Here is a 12,761-nt window from a genome sequence, read left to right on the forward strand (position 1 = left end):
CCGTATCGGGGGTTCTCCCGTATCGGGGCCGGTACCGCCCTCAGGGCCGCCGTGCCGACGTCACCCGGTAGACGTCGTAGACGCCCTCCACGCCGCGGACCGCCTTCAGGACGTGGCCCAGGTGCTTGGGGTCGCCCATCTCGAAGGTGAAACGGGAGGTCGCGACGCGGTCGCGGGAGGTCTGGACGGCCGCGGAGAGGATGTTGACGTGCTGGTCGGACAGGACGCGGGTGACGTCCGACAGCAGCCGGGAGCGGTCCAGCGCCTCGACCTGGATGGCGACGAGGAAGACGGAGGACTGGGTGGGCGCCCACTCGACCTCCAGGATCCGCTCGGGCTGCCGGGAGAGGGAGTCGACGTTGACGCAGTCGGCGCGGTGAACCGATACGCCACTGCCGCGGGTGACGAACCCGATGATCGGGTCCCCCGGCACCGGGGTGCAGCAGCGCGCCAGCTTCACCCAGACGTCGTCGACGCCCTTGACCACCACGCCCGGGTCGGCGCTGGAGCGCCGCTTGGAGCGGCGGATCGGGGTGGACTCGGCGATGTCCTCGGTCGCCTCGTCCTGGCCGCCGAGCGCCTGCACCAGCTTCTGCACGACGCTCTGCGCGGTGACATGGCCCTCGCCGATCGCCGCGTACAGCGACGAGATGTCCGGGTAGCGCATCTCGTGCGCCAGGGTGACCAGCGAGTCGCCGGTCAGGATGCGCTGGATCGGGAGGTTCTGCTTGCGCATCGCGCGGGCGATGGCGTCCTTGCCCTGCTCGATCGCCTCGTCGCGGCGCTCCTTGGAGAACCACGCGCGGATCTTGTTGCGGGCGCGCGGGGACTTGACGAAGCCCAGCCAGTCCCGCGAGGGCCCGGCGCCGGGCGCCTTGGAGGTGAAGACCTCCACCAGATCGCCGTTGTCCAGCGTCGATTCGAGCGGGACGAGCCGCCCGTTGACACGGGCTCCTATCGTGCGGTGGCCGACCTCGGTGTGGACGGCGTACGCGAAGTCGACGGGGGTGGCGCCGGCGGGCAGCGCTATCACGTCGCCCTTCGGGGTGAAGACGAAGACCTCGTTGCGGGAGAGGTCGAAGCGGAGCGATTCCAGGAACTCGCCCGGGTCCTCGGTCTCCTTCTGCCAGTCGAGCAGCTGCCGCAGCCAGGCCATGTCGTTGACGGTGTCGCCCTTGCCGCCCGCGCCCTTGGGGACGTCGGTGCGGACCTTGGAGGCACCGGCGACGGCCTCCTGCTTGTACTTCCAGTGCGCGGCGATGCCGTACTCGGCGCGGCGGTGCATGTCGAAGGTGCGGATCTGCAGTTCGACGGGCTTGCCCGCCGGGCCGATGACCGTCGTGTGCAGCGACTGGTACATGTTGAACTTCGGCATCGCGATGTAGTCCTTGAACCGGCCGGGGACCGGGTTCCATCGCGCGTGGACGGTGCCGAGCGCCGCGTAGCAGTCGCGGACGGTGTCCACGAGGACGCGGATGCCGACCAGGTCGTAGATCTCCGCGAAGTCCCGGCCGCGGACGATCATCTTCTGGTAGACGCTGTAGTAGTGCTTGGGGCGGCCGGTGACGGTGGCCTTGATGCGGGCGGCGCGCAGATCGGCCTGGACCTCGTCGGTCACTATGGCCAGGTACTCGTCGCGCTTGGGGGCCCGCTCGGCGACGAGGCGGACGATCTCGTCGTACATCTTGGGGTAGAGGATCGCGAAGGCGAGGTCCTCCAGCTCCCACTTGATGGTGTTCATGCCCAGCCGGTGCGCCAGCGGGGCGTAGATCTCCAGCGTCTCGCGGGCCTTCTTCTCCTGCTTCTCCCGCTTGAGGTAGCGCATGGTGCGCATGTTGTGCAGGCGGTCGGCGAGCTTGATGACGAGGACGCGCGGATCCTTGGCCATCGCGACGACCATCTTGCGGACCGTCTCGGCCTGCGCCGCCTCACCGAACTTCACGCGGTCGAGCTTGGTGACGCCGTCGACGAGCAGCGCGACCTGGTCGCCGAAGTCCCGGCGCAGGGTGTCGAGGCCGTACTCGGTGTCCTCGACGGTGTCGTGCAGCAGCCCGGCCATCAGCGTGGCCGGGTCCATGCCCAACTCGGCGAGGATCGTCGTCACCGCGAGCGGATGCGTGATGTACGGATCGCCGCTCTTGCGCTTCTGGCCGCGGTGCCAGCGCTCGGCGACCTGGTAGGCCCGCTCGATCTGCCGGAGCGTGGCCGCCTCGATCTTGGGATCGTTGCTCCGCACGACGCGCAGCAGCGGCTCCAGGACCGGGTTGTACGGGCTGGAGCGCTGTACGCCGAGGCGGGCGAGGCGGGCGCGGACCCGGCTGGAGGAGCCGGAGCGTCCGGCGGGCGCGGGCGGCGCCGGCTTGGCGACCGGGGCCGGCCGGTCGGCCTTGGCGGGCGGGCCCGGCTTCGGCTCGGGGGCCGGCGGCCGGGGCGTGGCCGGTTCGGGGTCTTGCGGACGGGCGGCGGAGCCGGCGGACGGCTCCGGACCGGTGGCGTCCGGCCGTCCCGCACCGCCGGCGGTCGGGCCGGGCCGGGGCGCGGCTGCGTCGCGGGGAGCCTCCCGGGGTTCGGGCTGCGCGCCCGCGGGGCCTGCGGCCCGCGGCTTCGGCTCGGCCCCCGGCGCGTCGGGGGATCCCGCCGGACGCGGCCGGGGGGAGAGCGGCTGGGCCTCGTCTGGCAAGAGCACTCCTCAAGTGGTTCCGGACCACAAGGCCACGATCGCGCCACGACCGGGCCGGGGTGCCATCGTATCGGCCTGGCCGCCGGTCCACTCCTGCGGCCGTGACGGCGGACACAACGACGGCGCCGGGGCGCCCGGGGAGGTGTCCCCCGAGTGCCCCGGCGCCGTGCTGCGGGCGGCCGGAATCAGACCGTGACCAGGGCCTCCAGCGGAGCGCCCTGCAGTGTGGGCGCCAGCCGCTCGCGCCCCGCCAGGAAACCCAGCTCCAGCAGGACCGCCAGGCCCGCGACCTCGGCGCCCGCGCGCCGCACCAGCTGGAGGGAGGCGTCGGCGGTACCGCCGGTGGCCAGGACGTCGTCGATGACCAGGACCCGGTCGCCCGGCTCCAGCGCGTCGGCGTGGATCTCGATCTCGGCCGTGCCGTACTCCAGGTCGTACGTCTGGCCGAGGGTGGCGCCGGGCAGCTTGCCGGCCTTGCGGACCGGGACGAAACCGACGCCGGCGCGGACGGCGGCGGGGGCGGCCAGTATGAAGCCGCGCGCCTCCAGCCCGGCGATCTTGTCCGCGCGGTGGCGTACGCACAGCTCGGCGAGGGCGTCGGTGAGCGCCCCGAACGCGGACGCGTCCGCCAGCAGCGGGGTGATGTCCTTGAACATCACGCCCGGCTGCGGATAGTCGGGCACGTCGGTGATCCGGCTGAGCAGCAGCTCGCGCAGGGCGGCGGGGTCGCTCATCGGCGCTTGCCCGACGGGCGGCCGCGTCCGCGGTTGCGGGCGGCGGGCTGCGTACGGGGAGCGACCAGACCGGCGGCCGCCTCGTCACCCTCCGGCGCGGGTCCGTCCAGCCCCTCGCCGTCCTCGGGCCGCGGGCGCTCGGCCTCCTTGGCGGCGGCCGCGGCGCGCTTGGCCTTGACCCGCTTGGCCAGCGCCTTCATCTCCGGCTCGGTGTTCTTCAGGTCGGCGACCAGCGGGGTCGCGATGAAGATCGAGGAGTACGCACCGGCGGCGAGACCGACGAAGAGGGCGAGCGAGATGTCGTTGAGCATCCCCGCGCCCAGCACACCGCCGCCGACGAACAGCAGACCGGCGACCGGCAGCAGCGCGACGACCGTGGTGTTGATGGAGCGGACCAGTGTGCCGTTGATGGAGCGGTTGGCGACCTCGCTGTAGGTGAAGCGGGTCTGCTTGGTGATGTCCTTGGACGCTTCCTTGAGGCTGTCGAAGACGACGACCGTGTCGTAGAGGGAGTATCCGAGGATGGTGAGCAGACCGATCACCGTGCCCGGGGTGACCTCGAAGCCGATCAGGGCGTAGACGCCGACCGTGATCGTCAGGTCGTGGATCAGCGCGATCAGGGCGGCCAGCGCCATCCGCCACTCGAAGGCGATGGCGAGGTAGATGACCACCAGCACCATGAAGATGCCCAGGCCCAGCCACGCCTTGTTGGCGATCTCCTCGCCCCAGCTCGGGCCGACGAGCTGGGTGTTGATGTCCTTGACCGGGACCTTCAGGTCCTCGGCCAGCTTCTCCTGGACCGGGACCGCCTGCTTGGTGTCCAGACCGCTGATCTGGATACGCAGGGAGCCACCGCCGAGCTTCTGCACCACGGCCTGCTGACCGCCGGAGGCGGACTCGGCCAGGTGCTGGGCCTCGGAGGAGGAGACGGAGGTCTTCGGGGTGGTGAGAACCGCACCACCGGAGAACTCGATGCCCATGTTCAGTCCGCGCACCACCAGGCCGGCGAGGGCGACGACGGTGATGAGGACCGAGATGCCGTACCAGATCTTCCGCTTGCCGATGAAGTCGTAGCCGACCTCACCGCGGTAGAGCCGGGCGCCGAGGTTGCCGAGCTTGGACATCTCACGCCTCCTTCGTCTGGGTGGGGGCGGCGGGACGACGGCGGCGCAGCGGGGGCCGGGCGCCCAGACGCTGGGGGTCGAGGCCGGACCAGGGATGGCCGTCGGCGAAGAACTTGCGGCGGGCCAGCAGCGTCATCAGCGGCTTGGTGAAGAAGAACACCACGACGACGTCGAGGAGCGTGGTCAGACCGAGGGTGAACGCGAAGCCCTGGACCTTGCCGACGGTGACGATGAAGAGCACCGCGGCGGCCAGGAACGACACGAAGTCGGAGACCAGGATCGTGCGGCGGGCGCGCGGCCAGCCCCGCTCGACGGCCGGTCGCAGGGAGCGGCCCTCGCGGATCTCGTCCCGGATGCGTTCGAAGTAGACGATGAACGAGTCGGCGGTGATACCGATGGCGACGATGGCGCCGCAGACCGCCGGGAGGTTCAGCGCGAAGCCGATGGTCGGGCCGAGCAGCGTCATGATCGTGTACGTCAGGACCGCTGAGACCCCGAGGCTGGCCAGCGCGACCAGCGCCAAGCCCCGGTAGTAGGCGACGAGGTAGACGACGACGAGGGCGAGGCCGATCGCACCGGCGATCAGACCGGCGTGCAGCTGCTCACCGCCGAGCGCCGCGGTGACCGTCGTCTCGTCGGCGATCTTGAAGGAGAGCGGCAGGGCGCCGTACGACAGCATGTTGCCGAGGTCCTCGGCGGTCTGCTGGGTGAAGCCGCCGGAGATGGTGGCGCTGCCGCCGTTGAGCCGCTGGCTGACGCGCGGGTCGGAGACGACCGCGCCGTCCAGGACGATCGCGAACTGGTTCTGCGGCTGGACCTTGGTGGCCAGCTGGCCGGTGATGTCCGCGAACTTCTTGCCGCCGTCGGAGGTGAAGTCCATCTGGACGATCCAGCCCTGGCCGGTCTGGCCGTCGAAGACCGCCTTGGCGTCCTTGACGTCGGTGCCCTCGACGCCGACGGGACCCAGCACGTACTTCTGCGTGCCGTCGTCCTTGCAGGCCACGACGGGGTCGCTGGGCTTGGTGCCGGCCGCCCGCTCGCCGGCCAGCGCGCGGTTCTGCTTGGTGGAGCAGTCCAGGGCGGCGAGCTGCTTCTGGAGCGCCGCCGGGATACCGGTCTCACCCGGGACGGGCGGCGTCGCGGGCGTCTGGGGCTTCTGCGAGGGGGAGCCGCCCGGCGTGGGGTCCTTCTTCAGGGCGTCCGTGACGGCGCGGCCCTGCGTGGTGGCGCTCGCGGTGGGCGTCGGTGCGCCGCCCTTGCCGTCCGTGGCCTTGCCGTCCTTGGCGTCGCCGCCGGACTTGCCGTCCTTGCCGCCCGGCTTGGTCCCCGCCGAGGGGGTGCCGGCGGGCTGCTCGGGGGTCTTGCCGCCGGCGGTGGTGGTGAGCACCGGGCGGAAGCCGAGCTGGGCGGTGGTGCCGACCTGCTGGCGGGACTGCTTCGCGTCCGTCCCCTTGGGGATGTTCACGATGATGTGGTTGGTGCCCTGGGTCTGGACCTCGGACTCGGTCACACCCAGTCCGTTGACGCGCCGCTCCATGATGTCCGCGGCGGTCTTCATGTTGGTCTCGTTGATCGCGTTGGGCTTGCCCGGCTGGTTCTGGGCCTGGAGCGTGAAGCTGGTGCCGCCCGCCAGGTCGATTCCCAGCCGGGGCGTCAGCGTGCCGGAGGCGAACATGCCTCCGACCAGCGCCACCATGGCGATCAGGATGAGGACCAGGGTGCGCCCCGGCTTGCCCTGGCCGGCCGGCGCCCTGCGGCCCTTCTTCGGTGCTGCCACCTTCTCGTTTCTCCCTGTCCAACCGCCCGGCGGGGAGTCTCTGCCGAGCGGCCACGAAGTGTTGTGGGGACGTGCCCCCGCCGGAGCCTAGACGGTCACGGAACCGCGGCGCCCGCAGCGGACGCGTCGCGGTTCCGTGGGGCGGGCTACTTCGCGTCGGCGTCGCCGGACTTCTTCTCCGCGGCGGACGCGTCCTTCTCGGACGTGGCGGCCGGGGCCTCGTCGGCGGACTTCTCGTCGGACTTCTCACCGGCCGCGGGCTCGGCGTCGGCCGCGGCGGCGTCCTTGCCGGGGCCGGTCCCCTTGCCGAGGTCGATCTTGTCGGACTTCTCACCCGAAACGGTGGCGTCGTCGCCGGTCAGCGAGGAGATGTCGTCGGGCACGACCGGGTCGGCACCGTCGATGATGCGGTTGTACTCCTCGTCGGCGAGGACCGCGCCGATGGCGTTCTTGGCGTAGACGGCGTGCACGCCGGGCGCGACCTCCAGGAGAACCGTCTCGTCGTGAATCTCCTTGACGGTCGCGTACATGCCCCCGATCGTCCGGACACCGGTGCCCGGCTGCATCTCGTTACGCATCTGCGCGGCCGCCTGCTGCTTCTTCTTGGCCGAGCGGGTCATCAGGAACATGGCCCCGATGAGGATGATGAAGGGGAAGAAAGTCATGAAACTCACGGGACGGAAATCCTTCGCACGACCGCTGAGCCGCGGTCTCATATAGCGGGGGTGGAAAGCCGGCCCCTACGGGACGGCATCGGCGGAGTCTAAGTCAGTCCGCACCAGTGGAACAACGCACAACATCGCACCGCAGTTCCTGGCCCGGCCACGTCCCGCGCCGTCACGCCCCGAACAGTCCCTGCTGGCCCGGCGCCCCCGATTGCTGCTGGGGCGGGACCAGACCGAGGTGGGCCCAGGCCGCGGGTGTGGCGATCCGGCCCCGGGGGGTGCGTGCCAGCAGCCCCTCGCGGACCAGGAACGGTTCGGCGACCTCCTCGACGGTCTCGCGCTCCTCCCCCACCGCCACCGCGAGGGTGGACAGGCCGACGGGGCCGCCGCCGAACAGTTTCAGCAGGGCGGTGAGGACGCCGCGGTCGAGGCGGTCCAGACCGCGGGCGTCGACCTCGTAGACATCGAGGGCGCGTGCGGCGGTGGCGCGGGTGATCACGCCGTCCGCCTTGACCTGGGCGTAGTCGCGGACGCGGCGCAGCAGGCGGTTGGCGATACGGGGGGTGCCGCGCGAGCGGCCGGCGATCTCGGCGGCGCCCTCGGTGTCGATCTCGACGTCGAGGAGCCCGGCGGAGCGGTGCAGGACGCGCTCCAGCTCCGGCGGGGCGTAGAACTCCATGTGGCCGGTGAAGCCGAAGCGGTCGCGGAGCGGGGGCGGCAGCAGACCGGCCCGGGTGGTGGCGCCGACCAGGGTGAACGGCGGGAGGTCGAGGGGGATGGCGGTGGCGCCGGGGCCCTTGCCGACGACGACGTCGACGCGGAAGTCCTCCATCGCCATGTAGAGCATCTCCTCGGCGGGGCGGGACATCCGGTGGATCTCGTCGAGGAAGAGGACCTCGCCCTCCTGGAGGGAGGAGAGGATCGCCGCGAGGTCACCGGCGTGCTGGATGGCGGGACCGGAGGTGATGCGGATCGGGGCGCCCATCTCGGCGGCGATGATCATCGAGAGGGTGGTCTTGCCGAGGCCGGGGGCGCCGGAGAGCAGGACGTGGTCGGCGGTGGCGCCACGGGCGCGGGCGGCGCGCAGCACCAGGTCGAGCTGTTCGCGCACCCGCTCCTGGCCGACGAACTCCCCGAGGTCCTTGGGGCGCAGCGCGGCCTCGACCGCGGTGTCCTCGCCGTCGGCGGCGGCGCCGACCAGCCGGTCGGCGGCCGGGGCCGGGTCGGTTGCGGCGGACGGTGCGGTGTCGTCCCAGTTCACTGCGGAATGCCTCGCGGGGTCGGGGCGGCGGGGCCGCCGGGGGTGGTGCGTTGCGGTTCAGGGCGCCGGGCGGGCGCGGGGCCCGCGGCGCTCAGCGGGTGCGGTTGAGGGTCTGCAGCGCCGCCTTGAGGAGCTGCGGGATCTGCGGGGTGCCGCCCTCGGCGACGGCGGCGTCGGCCTGCGGGGTGACGGCGGCGACCGCCTCGTCGGCCTCGCGGGTGGCGTAGCCGAGGCCGATCAGCGCGGCGTGCAGCTGATCGCTCCAGCCGGCGGTGACGGGCGCGGGGGCGCCGCCGGTGCCGAGCGGCGCGCCGAGGCGGTCCTTCAGCTCCAGCAGCAGTTTCTGGGCGCCCTTCTTGCCGATGCCGGGGACGGCGGTGAGGGCCTTCTCGTCGGCGGTGGCCACCGCGCGGCGCAGGGCGTCGGGGGAGTGCACGGCGAGCATGGCCTGGGCCAGGCGGGGGCCGACGCCGCTGGCGGTCTGGAGCAGTTCGAAGGTGGCCCGCTCGTCGTCGTCGGCGAAGCCGTAGAGGGTCAGGGAGTCCTCGCGGACGACGAGGGAGGTGGCGAGCCGGGCGGGCTTGCCGATGCGCAGGCCGGAGAGGGTGTCGGGGGTGCACTGGACGGCCATGCCGACGCCGCCGACCTCGACGACGGCGGTGTCCGGTCCGAGGGCCGCGACCGGCCCGGAGACGAAGGCGATCATCGGATGCCCTTCTGAGGTGCGGCCCGGCGGACGCCGGGGGTACGGGCGGAGGGTGCGGCGCGGCGGGCCGCGGCGTGGGCCTGCTGGAGGCGGCCGGCGGCGGGGGCGCGCCAGATGTGGCATATGGCCAGCGCGAGGGCGTCGGCGGCGTCGGCCGGCTTCGGCGGGGCGTCGAGCCGCAGCAGCCGCGTCACCATCGCGCCGACCTGCTCCTTCCCGGCCCGGCCCGAGCCGGTGACCGCGGCCTTGACCTCGCTGGGGGTGTGCAGGGCGACCGGCAGGCCGCGGCGGGCGGCGCAGAGCATGGCGACCGCGCTGGCCTGGGCGGTGCCCATGACCGTACGGACGTTGTGCTGGCTGAACACCCGCTCCACGGCGACGTACTGGGGGCGGTGCTCATCCAGCCACTGCTCGATGCCGCGCTCGACGAGGACGAGGCGGTCGGCGATGTCGGCGTCGGCCGGGGTGCGGATCACGCCGACGCCGGCCATGGTCAGCGGGCGGCCGACGGCGCCGTCCACGACGCCGACGCCGCAGCGGGTGAGCCCGGGGTCCACGCCCAGTACGCGCACGATGGCCTCTCCTCGGTCGTCCGGCGGGCCGGACGCGGGGAGCGCCGGCCTGTTCGTGCAGGCTATCGGCTGCCACTGACAACGCGTCGGGTCAGGGCCGGGCGCCGCGGACGGGCCGTGCGCGGCGGCGGTCAGCCGAAGCGGCCCGCCGGTTCGCACCGGCGGGCCGCTGTCGGTCGTACGGGAGGAACGCCCCGTCAGGCGTCGATCTTGGCCATCGTCTCGTCGGAGACGTCGAAGTTGGCGAAGACGTTCTGCACGTCGTCGCTGTCCTCCAGCGCGTCGACCAGCTTGAAGATCTTGCGCGCGCCCTCCTCGTCCAGCTCGACCTGCATGGTCGGGACGAAGTTGGCGTCGGCCGAGTCGTAGTCGATGCCGGCCTCCTGGAGGGCGGTGCGGACCGCCACCAGGTCGGTCGCCTCGCTGAGGACCTCGAAGCTCTCGCCGAGGTCGTTGACCTCCTCGGCGCCCGCGTCCAGGACCGCGCCGAGGACGTCGTCCTCGGTCAGCTCGCCCTTGGGGACGATGACGACGCCCTTGCGGTTGAAGAGGTAGGAGACCGAACCCGGGTCGGCCATCGAGCCGCCGTTACGGGTCATCGCGACGCGGACGTCCGAGGCGGCGCGGTTGCGGTTGTCGGTGAGGCACTCGATGAGCACCGCGACACCGTTGGGGCCGTAACCCTCGTACATGATCGTCTCGTAGTCGGCGCCACCGGCTTCGAGACCCGCGCCGCGCTTGAGGGCGGAGTCGATGTTCTTGTTGGGAACCGACTGCTTCTTGGCCTTCTGGATGGCGTCGAAGAGGGTCGGGTTGCCGTCCGGGTCGGCGCCGCCGGTCCGGGCCGCGACCTCGATGTTCTTGATCAGCTTCGCGAAGAGCTTGCCGCGCTTGGCATCGATCACGGCCTTCTTGTGCTTCGTCGTAGCCCATTTAGAGTGGCCGGACATCCGCCTGTCTCCTTCGCGTAACCCATTGAGAAACCAACGCACCGATCCTACCGGGAGCGTGTCAGGCCGCCGTACGCACCATGTCCACGAAGAAGGCGTGCACGCGGTGGTCGCCGGTCAGCTCCGGGTGGAACGACGTGGCGAGGACGTTACCCTGCCGGACGGCCACCGTGTGTCCGTCGTACCTCGCGAGGACGTCGGCGGCGGCGCCGGTGGACTCGACCCAGGGCGCGCGGATGAAGACGCCGTGGACCGGTCCGCCGGGGATGCCCGTCATGTCGATGTCCGCCTCGAAGGACTCGTTCTGCCGCCCGAAGGCGTTACGGCGGACGATCATGTCGATCCCGCCGAACGTCTCCTGGTCCGCGCGGGCGTCCAGGAGCTTGTCGGCGACCATGATCATGCCGGCGCAGGTGCCGTAGACCGGGCGGCCGGAGCGGACGAAGTCGCGCAGCGGCTCCAGCATGCCGAAGACGACGGCGAGCTTGGACATCGTGGTGGACTCGCCGCCGGGGATGACGAGTCCGTCGAGACCGTCCAGTTCCTCGGGGCGGCGTACCGGCCGGGCCAGGGCGTCCGCCGCGGCGAGCGCCACCAGGTGCTCGCGGACGTCGCCCTGGAGGGCCAGGACTCCGATGGTGGGGGTGGTCATCTCCGTACTCACCAGCCGCGGTTGGCGTACCGCTCGGCCTCGGGCAGGGTGTCGCAGTTGATGCCGACCATGGCCTCGCCGAGGTTGCGGGAGACGTCCGCGACGACCTTCGGGTCGTCGTAGAAGGTGGTGGCCTTCACGATGGCGGCGGCGCGCTTGGCCGGGTCGCCGGACTTGAAGATGCCGGAACCGACGAAGACGCCCTCGGCGCCGAGCTGGCGCATCAGCGCGGCGTCGGCGGGGGTGGCCACGCCACCGGCGGAGAAGAGGACGACGGGCAGCTTGCCCAGCTCCGCGACCTCCTTGACCAGCTCGAACGGGGCGCGCAGCTCCTTGGCGGCGGCGTACAGCTCGTTGTTGTCGCAGCCGCGCAGCTTGGCGATCTCGCCCTTGATCTGGCGGAGGTGGCGGACTGCCTCGACGACGTTGCCGGTGCCGGCCTCGCCCTTGGAGCGGATCATGGCCGCGCCCTCGGCGATCCGGCGCAGGGCCTCGCCGAGGTTGGTGGCGCCGCAGACGAAGGGGGTGGTGAAGGCCCACTTGTCGGAGTGGTTGACCTCGTCGGCGGGGGTGAGGACCTCGGACTCGTCGATGTAGTCGACGCCGAGGGACTGCAGGACCTGCGCCTCGACGAAGTGGCCGATGCGGGACTTGGCCATGACGGGGATGGAGACGGCGTCGATGATGCCGTCGATCATGTCCGGGTCGGACATCCGGGCGACGCCGCCGTCCTTGCGGATGTCGGCGGGCACCCGCTCCAGGGCCATGACGGCGACGGCACCGGCGTCCTCGGCGATCTTCGCCTCTTCCGGGGTGACGACGTCCATGATCACGCCGCCCTTGAGCTGCTCGGCCATGCCGCGCTTGACGCGGGCGGTTCCGGTCTCGGGGGTCTGGGGCGTGGTGGGCGTGCTGGACACGGGGGACCTCACTCTGTGCGGGTGGATTCGCTGCTTCACCCACACAACCGCTGGTGAGGGGGGTGCGGAAAGGGCCAATTGGCAGCCGGTGGCTCGTGGCGGCCGGATGTCAGGCGGTGGTGTGCGGATCCCCGAGGACGGCGGGCGGCTCGTCGTCCATCTCGAAGGCGAGGGGGAACGGCGCGTGCCCGGCGAGACGGAGGTAGCGCACGAGGCGGTGGCGGCGGACCGCGCGGGCGGCCCGTACCGCGTCGTTGTGGAAGCGGCGGGCCATGGGGACGCGGCGGACGGCGGCGGTCAGCTCGGCGAGGGTCTGCTCACCGCCGGGCGCCTCGCGGACCGCGTCGGCCTGCTCCCGCTCGCCGAGGGTGGCGCGCAGCGCCTGGGACAGTTCGCTCTCGGCGACCTCCCGGCCGTCCTCCGGCGCCTGCCGGGCGGTGTGCGCCGCCTGGTAGAGGACGATCGAGGCGGCGGGGTCGAGGACGCCGGAGGTGCCGATCTCCTGGGCGACCGAGGCGCGCCGCAGCAGTTGCGCGTCGAGGGCGGCGCGCGCCGCGTCGATGCGGGCGTGCAGCCGGTCGAGGCGGCCGGCGGTCCAGCTCAGGTAGATGCCGATGAGGACGGCGGCGGCCGCGATCCAGATGAAGGTGGTCACGCGGCGTCACCCTACCGGCCCGGACGGCGGGCCCCCGGGGCGCGGGCGGCCCCGGGGATCACGGG

12 protein-coding genes are annotated in these 12,761 nt (G+C 72.1%); all 12 read right to left on the bottom strand.

From position 1 onward, the window contains the following. Positions 1–40 precede the first annotated feature (40 nt). Positions 41–2,680, bottom strand: coding sequence for a RelA/SpoT family protein (locus ACZ4M8_RS15185; protein ID WP_467607163.1), 2,640 nt, complete (start codon positions 2,678–2,680; stop codon positions 41–43). A 185-nt stretch (positions 2,681–2,865) separates the two neighbouring features. Beyond that, positions 2,866–3,414, bottom strand: a complete 549-nt coding sequence (locus tag ACZ4M8_RS15190; protein ID WP_467607164.1) for an adenine phosphoribosyltransferase — start codon at positions 3,412–3,414, stop codon at positions 2,866–2,868. Further along, positions 3,411–4,538, bottom strand: a complete 1,128-nt coding sequence (gene secF, locus ACZ4M8_RS15195; RefSeq protein ID WP_467607167.1) for a protein translocase subunit SecF — start codon at positions 4,536–4,538, stop codon at positions 3,411–3,413. Before secF ends, ACZ4M8_RS15190 begins: the two co-directional genes overlap by 4 nt. A 1-nt stretch (position 4,539) precedes the next feature. Beyond that, complete coding sequence (gene secD, locus ACZ4M8_RS15200; RefSeq protein WP_467607169.1) at positions 4,540–6,315, bottom strand: protein translocase subunit SecD; 1,776 nt, start codon at positions 6,313–6,315, stop codon at positions 4,540–4,542. A 146-nt stretch (positions 6,316–6,461) separates the two neighbouring features. After that, positions 6,462–6,989: a preprotein translocase subunit YajC gene (gene yajC, locus ACZ4M8_RS15205; protein ID WP_467607171.1), complete on the bottom strand. Its 528-nt coding sequence runs from the start codon at positions 6,987–6,989 to the stop codon at positions 6,462–6,464. Positions 6,990–7,152: 163 nt separating this feature from the next. After that, positions 7,153–8,241, bottom strand: a complete 1,089-nt coding sequence (gene ruvB, locus ACZ4M8_RS15210) for a Holliday junction branch migration DNA helicase RuvB (protein ID WP_467607173.1) — start codon at positions 8,239–8,241, stop codon at positions 7,153–7,155. Between the two features lie 91 nt (positions 8,242–8,332). Beyond that, positions 8,333–8,947 (bottom strand): Holliday junction branch migration protein RuvA, encoded by a 615-nt coding sequence (ruvA, locus tag ACZ4M8_RS15215; protein ID WP_467607175.1) that lies wholly within the window; start codon positions 8,945–8,947, stop codon positions 8,333–8,335. After that, the gene (ruvC, locus tag ACZ4M8_RS15220) at positions 8,944–9,519 is read right to left on the bottom strand and encodes a crossover junction endodeoxyribonuclease RuvC (protein ID WP_467607177.1); all 576 of its coding nucleotides are present in this window, start codon (positions 9,517–9,519) and stop codon (positions 8,944–8,946) included. The genes ruvA and ruvC overlap by 4 nt, the downstream gene beginning before the upstream one ends. A 197-nt stretch (positions 9,520–9,716) precedes the next feature. Beyond that, on the bottom strand, positions 9,717–10,469 hold the full coding sequence (locus ACZ4M8_RS15225) for a YebC/PmpR family DNA-binding transcriptional regulator (protein WP_467607179.1): 753 nt from the start codon (positions 10,467–10,469) through the stop codon (positions 9,717–9,719). A gap of 61 nt (positions 10,470–10,530) precedes the next feature. Further along, positions 10,531–11,121 carry a pyridoxal 5'-phosphate synthase glutaminase subunit PdxT gene (pdxT, locus tag ACZ4M8_RS15230; RefSeq protein WP_467607182.1) on the bottom strand — a complete coding sequence of 197 codons (591 nt, stop codon included), beginning with the start codon at positions 11,119–11,121 and terminating at the stop codon, positions 10,531–10,533. An 8-nt stretch (positions 11,122–11,129) separates the two neighbouring features. Beyond that, on the bottom strand, positions 11,130–12,041 hold the full coding sequence (gene pdxS / locus ACZ4M8_RS15235; RefSeq protein WP_030278507.1) for a pyridoxal 5'-phosphate synthase lyase subunit PdxS: 912 nt from the start codon (positions 12,039–12,041) through the stop codon (positions 11,130–11,132). 109 nt (positions 12,042–12,150) lie between these two features. Next, positions 12,151–12,696 (bottom strand): LemA family protein, encoded by a 546-nt coding sequence (locus ACZ4M8_RS15240; RefSeq protein WP_467607185.1) that lies wholly within the window; start codon positions 12,694–12,696, stop codon positions 12,151–12,153. Positions 12,697–12,761: the final 65 nt, after the last annotated feature.

The organism is Streptomyces sp. NPDC027185, assembly GCF_055567035.1.